13 protein-coding genes are annotated in these 15115 nt (G+C 73.2%); 9 read left to right on the top strand and 4 right to left on the bottom strand.

Annotation, left to right across the window (positions count from 1 at the left end; genetic code table 11):
- Positions 1-59 precede the first annotated feature (59 nt).
- Together ABD385_RS12990 and ABD385_RS12985 are read left to right on the top strand one after the other, a co-directional pair.
- Positions 60-1220: a sensor histidine kinase gene (locus tag ABD385_RS12990; RefSeq protein WP_344575333.1), complete on the top strand. Its 1161-nt coding sequence runs from the start codon at positions 60-62 to the stop codon at positions 1218-1220.
- A complete protein-coding gene (locus tag ABD385_RS12985) occupies positions 1213-1869 on the top strand; it encodes a response regulator transcription factor (protein ID WP_344575332.1) in 657 nt (218 codons plus the stop codon). Before ABD385_RS12990 ends, ABD385_RS12985 begins: the two co-directional genes overlap by 8 nt.
- Positions 1870-1885: 16 nt before the next feature.
- Here the strand turns inward: ABD385_RS12985 and ABD385_RS12980 are convergent, their stop codons facing one another.
- Positions 1886-3184 (bottom strand): cytochrome P450 family protein, encoded by a 1299-nt coding sequence (locus ABD385_RS12980; protein ID WP_344575331.1) that lies wholly within the window; start codon positions 3182-3184, stop codon positions 1886-1888.
- A 280-nt stretch (positions 3185-3464) separates the two neighbouring features.
- Between ABD385_RS12980 and ABD385_RS12975 the strand changes: the two genes are divergently transcribed.
- From ABD385_RS12975 to ABD385_RS12960, 4 genes are all read left to right on the top strand, one after another.
- Positions 3465-3722, top strand: a complete 258-nt coding sequence (locus ABD385_RS12975; protein ID WP_344575330.1) for a hypothetical protein — start codon at positions 3465-3467, stop codon at positions 3720-3722.
- Positions 3723-4002: 280 nt separating this feature from the next.
- Entirely contained in the window at positions 4003-5181 is a 1179-nt protein-coding gene (locus tag ABD385_RS12970; RefSeq protein ID WP_344575329.1) for an acyl-CoA dehydrogenase family protein, read from the top strand.
- Between the two features lie 76 nt (positions 5182-5257).
- On the top strand, positions 5258-5842 hold the full coding sequence (locus ABD385_RS12965; RefSeq protein WP_344575328.1) for a short chain dehydrogenase: 585 nt from the start codon (positions 5258-5260) through the stop codon (positions 5840-5842).
- A gap of 310 nt (positions 5843-6152) precedes the next feature.
- Complete coding sequence (locus ABD385_RS12960; protein WP_344575327.1) at positions 6153-7538, top strand: M14 family zinc carboxypeptidase; 1386 nt, start codon at positions 6153-6155, stop codon at positions 7536-7538.
- 13 nt (positions 7539-7551) lie between these two features.
- On the opposite strand, the gene ABD385_RS12955 is transcribed toward ABD385_RS12960, so the two are convergent.
- Entirely contained in the window at positions 7552-8190 is a 639-nt protein-coding gene (locus tag ABD385_RS12955; RefSeq protein WP_344575326.1) for a TetR/AcrR family transcriptional regulator, read from the bottom strand.
- A gap of 485 nt (positions 8191-8675) precedes the next feature.
- Positions 8676-9356 carry a TetR/AcrR family transcriptional regulator gene (locus tag ABD385_RS12950; protein WP_344575325.1) on the bottom strand — a complete coding sequence of 227 codons (681 nt, stop codon included), beginning with the start codon at positions 9354-9356 and terminating at the stop codon, positions 8676-8678.
- Positions 9357-9450: 94 nt separating this feature from the next.
- Here ABD385_RS12950 and ABD385_RS12945 point away from each other — a divergent pair, with 94 nt between their 5' ends.
- Entirely contained in the window at positions 9451-10419 is a 969-nt protein-coding gene (locus ABD385_RS12945; protein WP_344575324.1) for an NAD(P)-dependent alcohol dehydrogenase, read from the top strand.
- A gap of 195 nt (positions 10420-10614) precedes the next feature.
- Here ABD385_RS12945 and ABD385_RS12940 read toward each other — a convergent pair whose 3' ends face one another.
- Positions 10615-11796: an MFS transporter gene (locus ABD385_RS12940; protein WP_344575323.1), complete on the bottom strand. Its 1182-nt coding sequence runs from the start codon at positions 11794-11796 to the stop codon at positions 10615-10617.
- 279 nt (positions 11797-12075) lie between these two features.
- On the opposite strand from ABD385_RS12940, the gene ABD385_RS12935 reads away from it, so the two are divergent.
- Both ABD385_RS12935 and ABD385_RS12930 read left to right on the top strand, forming a co-directional pair.
- Positions 12076-13494: a DEAD/DEAH box helicase gene (locus ABD385_RS12935; RefSeq protein ID WP_344575322.1), complete on the top strand. Its 1419-nt coding sequence runs from the start codon at positions 12076-12078 to the stop codon at positions 13492-13494.
- Between the two features lie 362 nt (positions 13495-13856).
- Complete coding sequence (locus ABD385_RS12930) at positions 13857-14918, top strand: Lrp/AsnC family transcriptional regulator (protein ID WP_344575321.1); 1062 nt, start codon at positions 13857-13859, stop codon at positions 14916-14918.
- Positions 14919-15115: the final 197 nt, after the last annotated feature.

The raw sequence follows: 15115 nt of genomic DNA, 5'->3' as shown, positions 1-15115 counted from the left end.
GGGTGGAGATCGCATCGGCCCGGTGCGGCCCGCCGGACGGATGACGGCAGGATGGAGTGGTGCGGAACGACAACGACGCGACCGGGCCGCCGGCCGGCGGCTTCCGGGACGGTCTCGACGGCGCCCGCCTCCGCCGGCTCGCCCTGAACGCCCTGGCCATCGGCCTGGCGTTGACCTTCGACGCCTTCAGTACCCACCCGCCGTGGCACAACGCACTGTTCGGCGCGCTCCTCGGGGTGTGGGCGCTCACCGCGGCCCTGCGGCACGTGCTGGCACGCCCGTGGCCGGACGTGGCGTGGAGCGTGTTGCTGATCGGCGGCGCGACGTGCGCCGGCCTCAGCCCCACCGACCCGTCCGCCCCGGCCTTCGTGGGGGCGACCGGCCTGTTCCTGCTGATCTCGACCGTCGAAACGCCCGCGCCGTGGATCAGCGGTGCCCTCGCGGCCGGTGTCGTCGGCTTCGTCCTCGCCCACGCCGCCACCGGAGGGGAACCCCGGGTCGCCGTCTCGGTGTTCATCTCGGGCGTGACCGGCGGCAGCTTCGGCTTCCTGGCCCGCATGAACGGCCTCGACCGGCGCACCGAACGCAGCACCGCCGAGCGCCGCGCGGAGCAGGCGGTGCAGGAGGAACGCGCCAGGATCGCCCGGGACATCCACGACGTCCTGGCCCACTCGCTGGGTGGCCTGGTGATCCAACTGGACGCGCTGGAGGCGGTTTCGGTGGCCCGCGAGGCCGATGACGACGTGGTGACCCGGGTCCGCGGCGCACGCGCCATGGCGGCGGACGGCCTGGTCGCCGCCAGACGGGCCGTGGACGCCCTGCGCCGGCTCCCCGCAGACGTCGATGCGGCGCTCGGCGACATCGTGGCCGGCGTCCGCGCGTCGGGGATGACGGTGGACGTCGACGTCCGGGGCGAGGCGGCACGGGTGCCGGTCCCGGTGGCGGAGGTGATCGCCTCGGTGACCGTCGAGGCGCTGACCAACGCGCGCAAGCACGCCCCGGGCGCCCCCGTCGCGGTCGTCGTGACGGCGGGTCGGGACACCGTCCTGCTCCGCGTCACCAACCGCCTGCACCCGATGGCGCGGCAGCCGGAACCCGGCGCCTCGGGCGGCCATGGCGTGCCCGGAATGCGGGAGCGCGCGGAGATCGTCGGCGGCAGACTGACCGCCGGCCCGGTGCAGGGGGAGTGGAGCGTGGAATGCCGGGTGCCCTATGAGTGACCGGCCGATCCGCGTGCTCGTCGCCGACGACCAGGCCGCGGTGCGCGACGGGTTGGTGACCATCCTGGAGCACGAACCCGACGTCGAGGTGGTCGGCTCCGCGGCGGACGGCGCCACCGCCGTCGCCCTCGCGCGCCGCCTGTCCCCGGCCGTGGTGCTGATGGACCTGCGGATGCCCGGGGTCGACGGCATCGCCGCCACCCGCGCCCTCACCGCACTGGACCCGCCGCCGGCGGTGCTGGTGCTGACCACCTACGCCGACGACGCCTCCGTCGTCGGTGCGCTCCAGGCGGGCGCCGCCGGCTACCTCACCAAGAGTGCCGGCCGCGCGCAGATCGTCTCCGCCCTCACCGCGACCGCCGACGGCCACCGCACGTTCGCCCCGGAGATCGCCTCGGTCATGGTGCGGGGCCTGACGCACCGCACGGCCCTGGAGCGGATCGCGGCCGCGCACGCCCTGACCGTGCAGGAGACCCGGGTCCTGGAACTGCTCGGCGAACGACGCACCAACCGCGCCATCGCCGAGGTCCTCTACGTCTCCGTCGCCACCGTCAAGACCCATGTCAACAACCTCTTCGGCAAGCTCCGGGTCGGCAACCGCGCGGAGGCCGCGGCCCTGGTCGAGCGGTTCCGCGCCCACGGCCCCTGACCCGCCCGACCGGCGTTCACCCCGCCGGTGCCGGCGCCGACACCGCCACCGGAAGCTGCCGCAGCGCGTGCGACCGGAACGACTGCCGCCACTCCAACTCCCGCTCGGGTACGGCGAGTCGGAGGTCGGGGAACCGTTCGAGCAGCGTGCCCAGCGCCACCCCGATCTCCATCCGGGCCAGCGACGCCCCCAGGCAGTAGTGCAGGCCGTGCCCGAGGGCGAGATGGGAGGTGTCGGCCCGGTGGATGTCGAAGACCTCCGGTTCGGGGTAGCGGTCCGGATCGCGGTGGGCCGAGGCCAGCCCCAGCAGTACGGTGTCCCCGGCCGGGATCCGCACACCGGCGATCTCGACGGCTGCGGTGGGGAACCGGCGGATGGCCATCTGGTTCGGGTGGGCGTAGCGCAGCAACTCCTCGACGGCGTCCGGCATCAGTTCCGGCCGGCTGCGGAGCGTCGCGAGGTGCTCGGGGTGGCGCAGCAGGGTGAGCAGCCCACCGCTGATGAGGTGCTGGACGTTCTCGGTGCCGGCCATCAGCAGCAGGAAGGCCAGCGACACCAGTTCGTCCTCGCTCAGCCGGTCGTCGGCGTCCCGCGCGGCGATCAGCGAGGACAGCAGGTCGTCTCCGGGAGCGGCCCGGCGGGTGCGGATCAGGTCCAGCAGGTAGCGGTGGATGCGGTCGATCGCGTCGGCGGTGTCGCCGGGGTGCGCGGGCGCGTGCATGGCGGCGACCCAGCGGGAGAACGCCCTGCCGTCGGCCTCGGGCACGTCCAGGAGCTGGCCGATGACGACCAGCGGCAGCGGGTTGGCGAACTCCGCGAGGAGATCGGCCGTTCCGTGTTCCGCGAGGCGTTCGGCCAGGCGGTCGGCGTAGTGGGCGGCCGCCGTCACGACGCGGTCGCGGAGCCGTTCGACGTGCCGGGGCGTGAACCCCCGGGAGACCAGCCGCCGCAGCCGGAGGTGGTCGTCCGGGTCGATGTTGAGGAGGTTGGCGTCCAGGGCGGGCGGCAGGGAGAAGCCCTGGTAGCCGTTGCGGGAGCGGGCCTTGTTCACCGACAGGAGGGGGTCGGTGAAGGCGGCCCGGACGTGTTCCTCCCGGGTGACGAGCCAGGCGTGCGAGCCGTCGGGCAGGACCACCTTCAGGACGGGGCCCGACGTCCGGAGCCGGGCGTAGACCGGGTACGGATCGCGGAAGAACCCGGCGTCGAAGGGCCGGTGGACGTCCGCAGCGGGTGCGGGGGCGGGGTCCTGACGTCCGCGACGCGGGCGTTCGGGGTCGGCGGTCCGTTGGGTCGGCTCGGTCGTGGGACGGTTCACGGTGACGGGCTCCGGGGTCTGTGGGGCGGTGGTTGGCGAGTCGGCCGACCCGCCGGCGTGCGCGCGGCCGGCGTGGCCCGTGCCGGATGCCGGAACAGGGTCGACGGCGATGATCGCAGAAGGCAACCCGCGGGCCGCCGCCTGCGTCTTCACCTCAAGGCCGGCCACGCCCGGTGACCACCACGTGGCGGCCCGGCCGACGCGCCGTCAACGGGACGGACGTTCCCCGAGCGGCGGGAGCACAGGAACCGTCGCAGGCAACGCAGACGAAGGAGAGTACGTGACCGACAAGCAGTCCGACGCCCCGGAGCAGGCGCCGGTGGAGGACGTCCCGTGGTGGGCGACGCTGGGTCCGATAGGCGGCGGGATGCTCGTCCTGCTCGGACTGGGGCTCGGGGCGTTCGTCCTGCTCCGCGACGCCGACGGATCCGACGACTGGGCGCACCTCTACGGGGCCGCCAAGGTCGTGGCCTTCGGCTGCGTGGCCGGCGGCGGGGCGCTGCTCGCGCGCCGGCGCGGCCGCAACGGGGGCGAGTAGGCGCAGCCGCGGGCGGGGCTTCGACCTCGTCCGAAGCCCGTCCCGCGGCATGGACCCCGCCCAACGCCACCTCGACGGAACGGACTTCGCCCGCGCACCTCGCCGGCGTCGGCCCGCGAAGGCCCCGAGGCGGGCGGGGTGGGCGGGGCGGGACGGCTCGACGCGGCGGCCCGGAACGGGTACACCGGCCGGTGCCACGTCACTACGAGGAGGGACCTGCGGGCCGCCGCGACCGTTGAACGGTCCGGGGACACCGCACCCACCGAAGGAGCGTCACCGCATGAGCACCCTCGACATCCTGTCCGCGGACGAGCGCCTGATCGTCGGCACCGTGCGCGACTTCGTCGACGACCACGTCCGGCCGGTCGTTCGGGAACTGGAACACGCCGACACCTATCCGGGCGCGCTGATTGAGCTGATGAAGCAGCTCGGCGTCTTCGGACTGGCGGTCCCGGAGGAGTACGGCGGCACGCCGGTCTCCACCCCGTGCTTCGTCCTGCTCACCGAGGAACTCGCCCGCGGCTGGATGAGCCTGGCCGGCGCGATGGGCGGGCACACCGTCGTCGCCAAGCTGCTCGTGCACTTCGGCACCGAGGAGCAGAAGCGGCGTTACCTGCCGCGGATGGCCACCGGCGAGGTCCGTGCCACCATGGCGCTGACCGAACCGCACGGCGGCTCCGACCTCCAGGCGCTGCGCACCGTCGCCCGCGCCGACCGCAGCGGCGGTGCCGACCAGTACGTCGTCAACGGCACCAAGACCTGGATCACCAACTCCCGCCACTCCCAACTGATCGCCCTCCTCTGCAAGACCGACCCGACCGCCACCCCGCCCCACCGCGGCATCTCGATCCTCCTCGTCGAACCCGGCCCCGGCCTGACGGTCTCCCGCGACCTGCCCACGCTCGGGTACAAGGGCGTGGAGAGCTGCGAGCTGGTCTTCGAGGACCACCGGACGCCGGCCGACGCCCTGCTCGGCGGTGTCGAGGGCGAGGGGTTCGGGCAGATGATGAAGGGGCTGGAAACGGGCCGGCTCCAGGTCGCGGCCCGGGCCCTCGGCGTCGGGCGCGCGGCGCTGGCGGACGCGCTCGCCTACGCCCAGCAGCGCGAGGCGTTCGACAAGCCGATCTGGCAACACCAGTCGATCGCCAACTACCTCGCCGACATGGCCACTTCCCTCACCGCCGCGCGTCACCTGACGCTGCACGCGGCCCGGGAAGCCGACGCCGGGCACCGGGTGGACATGGAGGCCGGCATGGCCAAGGTCTTCGCCTCCGAAACGGCGCTGCAGATCGCGATCAACGCCGTCCGCATCCACGGCGGTTACGGCTACTCCACCGAATTCGACGTCGAGCGCTACTTCCGCGACGCACCGTTGATGATCGTTGGCGAGGGCACCAACGAGATCCAACGCCAGGTGATCGCACGAGAGTTGGTCCGGCGCGGCGGACTCGACGGCTGAGTGCGCCCCGGCGACGAGAACCGGCCGGCGCGAAATGCCGGTGCCGGCCGCCGGCCCCGCTGACATGATCGGCACCATGAAGGTACTCGTCATCGGGGCGACGGGAACGATCGGCAGCGCCGTCGCCCAGGCACTGGAAGCCTCGCACGAGGTGGTCCGGGCGTCCCGCCGCGGACCGCTGCGCACCGACCTGGAGGACCCGTCCTCCCTGGACGCGCTCCTCGACGGCGTCCCGGACCTCGACGCGGTGGTCTGCTGCGCCGCCAGCGGCCCGTTGGTGGACCTGGCGACGGTGACGGACGACGCGTTCGTCGACGGCATCCAGGGCAAGCTGCTGGGACAGGTGGCGCTGGCCCGGCGAGCCGTGCGCCACCTGCGGGACGGCGGTTCCATCACCCTGACCGGAGGCACCTTCACCGCGCCCCTGGCCGGCGGATCGCTGTGCGCCCTGGTCAACTCCGGCCTGGCCGGCTTCGTCCGCAACGCCGCCGGCGAACTGCCCCGACGCCTGCGCATCAACCTCGTCAGCCCCGGCTGGATCAAGGAGACCTTGGAGGGCATGGGCGAGGACGGCGCCCCGGGCACCCCGGTGGCCGAGGTCGCCCGGGCCTACGTCGACGTCGTGGAGGGCACGATGCGTGGACACGTCGTGCGGCCGTGAGCCGCCCCGGGGCCGCGGACCGCGCACCGAACCGGAGAGCCGCACGGCCGGCTCAATCCGACCGAACTCCCTTGTACTGCTGCTGACTTCGCTTTCAAGGATGTCCGGGAATCCCCCTTCGCGACGGGGCCTCGGCAGGGCATCATGCCTGCGATTTACCCCGTGGCATCAGCCGAAGCGTCCGGAGCGCCGCATGGTCCGGCCGTCCGGAAGCCGCCGCGGGCGAGACGTGCGCGCAGGCCGCGTCCCGCCCGCTCGCCGATGCCGACCACCCCCCACGGAAGGCCATGTCATGCCCCGGAAAGCCCTAGTGACCACGGCTGCGGCAGCGATGGTCCTGGCGCTCACGGCCCTGTCCCCGATGTCCCCGTCCGCCCTCGCCCGGGCCCCGCAACGGTCCGACGCGTCCGGCGAGCGCACCGTCGTCGTCTACCGCGTCCCCACCCACGACCGGCAGGACGCCCAGAAGCTGATGTCCGCCGGCTTCGACCTGATCGAACGGCGCCAGGGCGACGACCTGTTCGTCATGGGCGACCCGTCCACGGCGGCCGGACTGCGCCGGCTCGGCTTCACCCCCACCGCCGTCGAGACCAGGCGGCAGCCGCTGGCCCACCAGCCCCGCGCGCCCCGCGCGGGCGGCGGCGTCGACGACACCTACGACGGCGGCTACCACACCGTCGACGCGCACTACGCCCACCTCGACCAAGTCGCCGCCCAGCACCCGGACATGGCCAAGGTCGTCACCTACGGACAGTCCTGGCTCAAGCAGCAGGGACGCGGCGGTCGCGACCTCAAGGCCATCTGCGTCACCAAGATGAAGCAGGGCGACTGCCAGCTCGACCCGAAGGCACCCAAGCCGCGCTTCTTCCTGATGAGCCAGATCCACGCCCGCGAGCTCACCACCGGCGAGGTCTCCTGGCGCTGGATCGACACCCTCACCAACGACTACGGCAAGGACCCCAAGATCACCGCGCTGATGGACTCCACCGAGATGTGGATCGTCCCGATCACCAACCCGGACGGCGTCGACATCGTCGCCCAGGGCGGTGACGACCCCATCCTCCAGCGCAAGAACGCCGACGACGCCAAGGGCGGCAGCTGCGGCGCCAACGGTCAGATCGGTGTGGACCTCAACCGCAACGCGGGCACCCACTGGGGCGGCGCCGGCACCTCCACGCAGCCGTGCAGCGAGATCTACCGTGGCCCCGCCGCCGACTCCGAACCGGAGAACACCGCACTGGAGGGCCTGTTCCGCAAGCTGTACCCGGCCGTGCGCACCGGCACCGGCGACAGCGATCCGGCGCCGGCCACCGCCAAGGGCCTGATGATCAGCCTGCACAGCGACGCCAGCATGGTCCTGCTCCCCTGGGAGGCCGACCACACCATCCACACCGGCAACGACGCCGCGCTGCGCGCCCTCGCCGGACGGCTCGGCTCGCTCACCGGGTACCAGTCCGGGCAGGCCGGCGAGATCCTCTACGACGCGTCCGGCGGCACCGACGACTGGACGTACGACAAGCTGGGACTGGCCAGCCTCACCATCGAGATCGGCGACAGCGACGGACGCGGCTGCTCCGGCTTCACGCCGGCCTTCTCCTGCCAAAACAGCTACTTCTGGCCGAAGTTGAAGCCCGCCCTCCTCTACGCGGCGCAGCAGGCCACGGCGCCGTACCGGACGTCGGCCAAGGGCCACTGACGCCCCGGCGGCGTCAGCCCTCGCGGATCGCGTAGGTGAGCGCCCGTTCGCCCAGCGTCTCCTCGACGACGTCGAGCAGCTCCAGCAGGGCCGCGGCGATCGTGGCGGGCTTTTCGCCCGCCACGATGCGCCGGCCGATCTCGCCGTAGACCAGCGAGTGGAACCAGCCGATCTGACTGGCGACCACGCGCGGCGTCTGGTCCCCGGGCGCCGCGCCGGTCTCCTCGGTCAGGACCGCCGCGAGGGCGTCGGTCATCTGCCGGCCGAGGTCCTCCAGCCGGGCCGTGAGGGTGGGGGCGGCCCGCATCATCTCGAAGACCGGGCCGAAGCCCGCGGTCAGGCCCACCGCCCGGTCGCGCCGCCGCAGTTCGTCCCGCAGCCGGTCGAGCACCGCCCGCGCGGCGGACTCGCCGGGCTGCCGGGCGCGCACGATGTCGGCGAGCCGTTGCGGAGAGGCTTGGTCCGGCGGCAGGACGAGGTCTTCCTTCGCCGCGAAGTAGTTGTAGAGGGTGTTGACGGAGACGTCCGCCGCCGCCGCGACCTCGGCGATGGTGACCCCGTCGAAGCCCCGCGCCACGAACAGGCCGAGGGCCGTCTCGGAGATGCGCTGCCGGGTCTGCCGCTTCTTGCGTTCCCGCAGTCCTTCGGTCACGGCACGTCCTTGGGGAGCCGTCGGGCGGCTGCCCGCGCGCGGGCAGCGAGGCGACGCGCGCAGACGTCCCGGACGCCGCCGTCCGGGGCGCCGGGACCGGACCCGTCGGCCGCCACGACGTTCGTTACGGAGTCCCCCGGGCACTGCTCGAAACCCGCGGTGCTGCTCCTACGGCCGCTGCGGACCTGCGCGCCTGCCTCGTTCACTGTCCTTCACGTTCCTGCCGGCTCGTGCAGTCGATTCATCCCAGGCCCTCCCCAACGGCCCGGACACTCCCCGAATTCGCCGGTTCCGGAGGTCGACGGAGGGCTTGAGCAGGAGGATTCTAGCCTCCGGCGGTCCGCCCCGGCACGCGTGGTGACGGCCGAACCGGAGCGTCCAGCAGATCCACGAGGACGCCCAAGACCAGGTCAGGGCCTTGCGGCCGGGGGAGCCGGCCCCGTTGGCGGGACCTGTGCGCGCACCGGTGCGGCATCGACCTCACGTCAGGCCCCGGAGGGCCGCGGTGCCGGGGAACCGTAGGCCGCGAGCGGAAAGCTTCGCAGCGACAGCCCGCTCGGCGGCGGCAGCGGTTCGCGGGCCGCCTCGGCGCGGAACGACTGGAGCAGGTACGCCACCAGGCGCCGGGACGCCGCACGGTCATCCGGAAGTGCGGTGACCAGACCGCAGTGGGACAACAGGGCCACGGCGAGGTCGGAGGGGTGGAAGTCGGCTCGCAGTGCGCCGGCCGCTTGGGCCCGGCGGACGAGGGCCGTGAAGTCCTGCTCGGCCCGTTCCCGTGCCCGCGCGTGTTCTCGCGTGCTGTGCGGGAAGGCCGCGACGAACGCGGCCGGGAAGCCCCGTTCCTCCCGTTGCAGTGCGCAGACCGTCTCGACCAGCCGCTCGAAGCCCCGCCACGGATCGGGATCCGCCAGTGCCTCGGTGAGCGCCTGGGCGCAGGCGTCCATCTGTTGCGCGAACGCGGCCCGCACCAGGGCGTCCCGGGTCGGGAACCGCCGGTACAGCGTCGCCACGCCGACCCCCGCCCGTCGGGCCACGGTCGCCATGGGCGCGTCGATGCCGTGGTCGGCGAAGACCGCGCGGGCAGCCGAGAGGATGCGCTGCCGGTTGCGCAGGGCGTCCGACCGCAACCCGTCGTGACCCGCGATCCGAGAGGATTCCCCCACCACTTTCTCTCACCTCCGACTCAAGTGGACGATCTCGTCCACTTGGCAGCCTACGCTCGGCGCCCAGATACCGGCCCCCGCGAAGGTGAGAACGATGAACGACCGCACGATGAAAGCCGTACTCTTCGACCGCTTCGGCGGCCCCGAGGTGCTGTACGTGGGCCGCGTGCCCCGCCCCGAACCGGCCCCCGGCGAGGTCCTGGTGCGGGTGCGCGCGCTCAGCGTGAACGGCGGTGAAATGGCGTTCCGCGCCGGCCGGACCCGCCTCCTGACCGGCCGGAAGTTCCCGCAGCGCATGGGGCAGGACTTCACCGGCGAGGTCGTCGCGCTCGGCACCGGCACGACCGGCGTCGCGGTCGGCGACCGGGTGTGGGGCGTCGCGGGCCGGCTCCCCGGATTCGGCAGCGCCGCCGAGTACCTGACGGTACCGCCCCAGCGGCTCGGCCGGGTCCCCGACGACCTCGACCTCGTGGCCGCCGCCGCCCTACCGGCGACGGCCACCACGGCCGTCACCGCCCTGCGCGACAAGGCCGCGCTGCGCCCCGGGGAACGGCTCCTCGTGCGGGGCGCGGCGGGCGGCGTCGGCAGCGCCGCCGTCCAGCTCGGAAGGGCATACGGGGCCCAGGTCACGGCGCTGGCTCGCGCCGCCAACCTCGACTTCGTGCGCACGCTCGGTGCCCACCACGCCATCGACCACCGGACCGTGACCCCGGCGGAACTGGGCCCGTTCGACGTGATCGTCGACACCGCCGGCACCGACCTGCGCACCTTCCGGCGGCTGCTGAAGCCCGGCGGACGCATGGTCGCCCTCGCGTTCGACATGACGCGGCCCATCGCCTCGCTGGGCTCCCTCGCGGCCAGCGCCGTACACGGTCCCGGCCGGGTGCACTTCTTCAGCGGCGACCCCGTACGCGCGCACTTCGACGACCTCGCCCGCCACGTGACGGAGGGCAAGCTGGAGCCGGTGGTGGACACGGTCTTCCCGCTGGAGGAGACGGCGGCGGCCCACCGGGCGCTGGAAGCGGGCGGGGTACGGGGCAAGTACGTCGTCAGGGTCGACTGAGCGGTCGTCCCGCACACGACACGGCGCTCTGCGACCAGGCGGGCGGAGCGGGCTGTGGTCGGTCGGGCGCGCGCCGCCTCGGGGGAGCCGCCGGTGCGGCCGGCGTCACCTCACGGGAGGGGCGTCCACGTCTGCCAGCCGAACCCCCGGACCCCCGGTCGGCGCGCGGACGCGGGCGGCGACGCAGGCCGTCGCTCACTGCTTCTCCTCCGCCGTCACCACCCGCGGCCCCCGGGCCGGCGCAGGCTGATCGCGCGCCGCCGTGCGGTCCCACCAGGCCGGGACGAGGGCCGTCAGCATCAGGAGCGCGGTCAGGGCGAACGCCCAGGGGTAGCCGGTCGAGCCGGCCACCGTGCCGAAGCCGACCGCGCCGATGCCCATGCCCGCGTCGTAGGCGATGTTCCACAGGGCGCTCACCGTCGCGTACCCGGAGGCCGGGACCCGGGAGTACATCAGCGTGATGGTGGCGCTCTGGGTGATGCCGAAGCCGGCCCCGAACACGGCCGCCCCCATCACGACCGCCACCGGGAAGTCGGTGCGGGTGACGACGAGGATGCCGGCGGCCGAGACCACCAGTCCCGGCACGACCAGCCCGGCGGCTCCGCTCCGGTCGGCGCGCCGGCCGGCGAACCAGCGGGAAGCGGTCGCGGCGGCCGGTTGCACGAAGAGCGCCGCCGCGACCACGCCCGATCGGCCCGGCGCCACGGCCAACGGCAGAAACGTGACGATGATTCCCGCGCCGATGGCCGTCACCGCGAACATCGCCGTGGGGCGGCCGAGCGTGCCGGAACGGGCCCCGGCGAAGATCCCCGGCGACGGCCCCTGCGCCGCTTCCCGACCGGGCAGGCCCAGGACGGCGACGACGGAGACCAGGGCGAGCAGCGCCGCCGCCGTGCAGACGGGCCCGTACCCCGTGTGCAACGCCAGCCAGGATCCGAGCGGCAGGCCCACCAGCGACGGCACACCGGCCATGACGCCGATCAGGGCCAGCCCCTCCCCACGACGTTCGGGCGGGATCAGCGACGCCGTCAACGCCCCGCCCGCCACCAGGGTGAAGGCGAAGCCGAGCCCGCGGACGAGGCACACCGCCACGATCCACCCCATGCTCTGCGACGCGGTCAGGACCAGCGCCGGGGCACCCAGCAACAACAACCCCGCCCCCAGCAGCATGCGGTGGCCGCAACGCGCCGCCAGCCACGGAGCGATCAGCTCGCCGCCCACCGTGGCCGACATCAACGCACCGGTGACCAGGCCCGCCTGGTCACTGCCCCGGCCCGGCACGCTCTGCGCGTACGCCGGGACCACCGACAGCAGCAGGAAGAAGCTCGCCGAGGAACCGACGACCGTCACGAAGCGCAACAGCAGCGGACGGGTCACCAAAGGCGGTCGCGCCTCGCCAACTCGGTTCTCAGGATCGCCGGTTGAGGCCATGGAACGAACCTAGGGGACGGGGCCGCGCGTAGGGGTCCCCTTTCGGTACCTGCTCGGCGGGCCGGCTCGGCACCGCAGCGCCGACCGAAAAGTCACTTTGTGTTAGGGTCAAATGTTTGGACGGAAGTGAGGGCTGGCGACTCCGTTCGTGCGGTTCCTCCTGATCGTCGGCTGCTCGTTCCTGCCGGGCCTTCCTCGGTACGTTCCCCCTGCGGAAGGCTCTTCATGAACCACCCGGACCACGTCGGCACCGCGTACGGCGACCCCGCCCGGCCCGTGACCCCCGCACCGGCGGTGCCCCCGATCGGCTTCGCCGACATGGAACTGCCGGCCGAGGTGCTGCGCACGCTCACCGCGCTCGGCGTGCGCGAACCCTTCCCGATCCAGGCAGCCACGCTGCCCAATGCCCTCGCCGGACGCGACGTCCTGGGGCGCGGCCGCACGGGATCGGGCAAGACCCTCGCCTTCGGCCTGCCGCTGCTCGCACGGACCGCCGGGCGGCGCGCCGAGCCGAAGCAGCCCCTCGCCCTGGTCCTGGTGCCCACCCGGGAGCTGGCCCAGCAGGTGACCGAGGCGCTCGCGCCGTATGCCGACGCCCTCCGACTGAGGATGGCCACCGTCGTCGGCGGCCTGTCGATCGGCCGGCAGGTCGCCGCGCTGCGCGACGGGGCGGAGGTCGTCGTCGCCACGCCCGGCCGCCTGCACGACCTCATCGAGCGCCGGGCCTGCAACCTGGGACGGGTACGGATCACCGTCCTCGACGAGGCCGACCAGATGTGCGACATGGGCTTCCTGCCGCAGGTCACCGAGGCGCTCGACCAGGTGCACCGCGACGGTCAGCGGATGTTGTTCTCGGCCACCCTGGACCGCGACGTCGAGGACCTGGTCCGCCGCCACCTCCACGACCCGGTCGTCCACTCCGTCGATCCGTCCGCCGGTGCGGTCACGACGATGGACCACCACGTGCTGGTCGTCCACGGCCCCGACCGGTACGCCGTCACCACGGAGATCGCCGCCCGCGACGGCCGCGTACTGCTGTTCCTGGACACCAAGCACGCCGTCGACCAGCTCACCCGGCACCTGCGGGCCAGCGGGGTGCACGCCGAGGCCCTGCACAGCGGAAAGTCCCAGCCGCAGCGCACCCGGACCCTCGCACAGTTCAAGAACGGCCAGGTCACCGTCCTGGTGGCGACCAATGTCGCGGCCCGTGGCCTGCACGTCGACGACCTCGATCTCGTGGTGAACGTCGACCCGCCCACCGATCCCAAGGACTACGTGCACCGTGCGGGCCGCACCGCCCGGGCCGGTGAGTCCGGCAGGGTCGTCACGCTGGTGCTGTCGGGCCAGCGCCGGGAGACGACCCGGCTGATCGCCGAGGCCGGCATCGAGCCGACGGTCACCAAGGTGCGGTCGGGCGAGGCGGAACTGAGCAAGATCACCGGCGCCAAGGCCCCCTCCGGCGTCCCCCTCGACGGCGGGCCCGCCGCACCCCGCCCCAAGAACACCAACGTCCCCTTCCGCGGCCTGGGCAGCAACAAAGCCACCGCCACCGCCCGCGGCACCGGCGGAAAGTCCCGTAAGGCAAACGAGGCCCGCAAGCTCGCCGAGGCCCGCGCGGCGGCCCGGGTACGACGCGGCGGCTGAGCGCCGCCGGCCTTACGCCGCGCGCCCGTTGACGGGGACGAAGTCACCGGGCGCCCTCTCGGCAACGCCCTCGCCGATGCTCCCGACGACGTCGGCGGCCTTGTGTCCGAGCGGGCACGGTAAGTCGTCGGATGCCGCTCCGCACCTGTTGCGGCAGGGCGTTCTCGCTCTTCGAAGCGGTGATCTGACACGTCGCAGGCGAGGGGTGAAATGGTACCCAAAGGGTGAAAATGGCATGATTTTCGAGCCGTGAGCCATGGTTGTGCCGCCCGTCCGCTTCGTGTTCCACGGTCGTTCCGTGCGGCACGGCGGGTGCAGGCGTCGTCGGCACGGTGAAGGATTCCAGCGGTACGAGGGGCGGTATGGCAGATACCAGCACCGTGGACAGGCTCGATCGGCAGCTGCTGCACGCACTGCAACTCGACGGGCGGGCGCAGTTCCGCCGCATCGCCCCGGTCGTCGGCGTCTCCGAACACACCATCGCCCGCCGGTACCGGCGGATGCGCACCGCAGGGCTGCGCGTCGTCGGCGAACCCGACCCCGAACGCCTGGGCTACACGCGTTGGCTGCTGCGGTTGCGGTGCGCGCCGGACGCCGCGACCACCATCGCCGACGCCCTCGCCCTGCGCCCCAACACTGGTTACGTCAGCATCGCGTCCGGCGGCACGGAGCTGCACTGCGCGATCAACACCACCAGTGCCGAGGAGGACGAGGACGTCCTGTTGCGCACCCTGCCCCGCACGCCCCGCATCGTCGCCTTCGACGCCCACTGCTTCCTGCGCACTTTTTGCGGCAACCCTCCCCACTGGTACACGAAACTGGGCGCCCTCACCCCCGAGCAGCACCAGGCGCTGCTCCCGCCCGGCACCGACGAGCCGTTCCCCGCGGCGGATCCCCCTTCCCTGACGGCACTGGGTGCGGCGCAGGAGACGGTCACGCTCGACGACGCCGACCACGGGTTGCTCGGCGCACTCGCCAAGGACGCGCGTGCCACGCTGCCGGAGTTGAGCACGGCCGTCGGCCTGTCCGCGTCGAGCGTCCACCGACGCCTGGACCGGCTCCGGGAGACGGGTGCGATCCGCATCTGTGTCGACTTCCCCCCGGCCCAGCTCGGCTACCGCAAACAGGCCGTGCTCTGGCTCCGGGTCGCGCCCGGGGCACTGCAGACCGTCGGGGAAACCCTCAGCGCCCATCCGCAGACCGACCTCGTCGCCGCCACCTCGGGCCCCTCCAACCTCGTCGCTACCGTCATCTGCCGCAACGCCACCGAGCTGTACCTCTACCTCAACCACTACGTCGGTGCCCTCCCCGAGGTCCAGGCCGTCGAGACCACACCGATCATCCGTGAGGTCAAACGCCTCACCCCGCGCGTACCGACGCGCCAGGCACCCGCCACCCACCTCCCCAGGAACCGCGGTCGCTGACCTGCCTGGCTGCCGGTCCGGCAGGGTCCTGGCTCGCTGCGGTGCTCCGTGCTGCCACTGAGGGCTGCCGCGGTCTGTCGCCGTCCGGCGGGGTCCGGCCCGGTCTGACGGCGGGTCGTTCGGTCGAGCGTGCGGAAATCTCTCATGGCACCCCTGCGTCGTGCTGGTTTCCTCCGGAACACGGCGGGTGGCTCCCC

It is taken from the genome of Streptomyces lunalinharesii (genome assembly GCF_039532155.1).
Lineage (GTDB): Bacteria > Actinomycetota > Actinomycetes > Streptomycetales > Streptomycetaceae > Streptomyces > Streptomyces lunalinharesii.
This window is presented reverse-complemented; position numbering and strand designations above follow the sequence as displayed.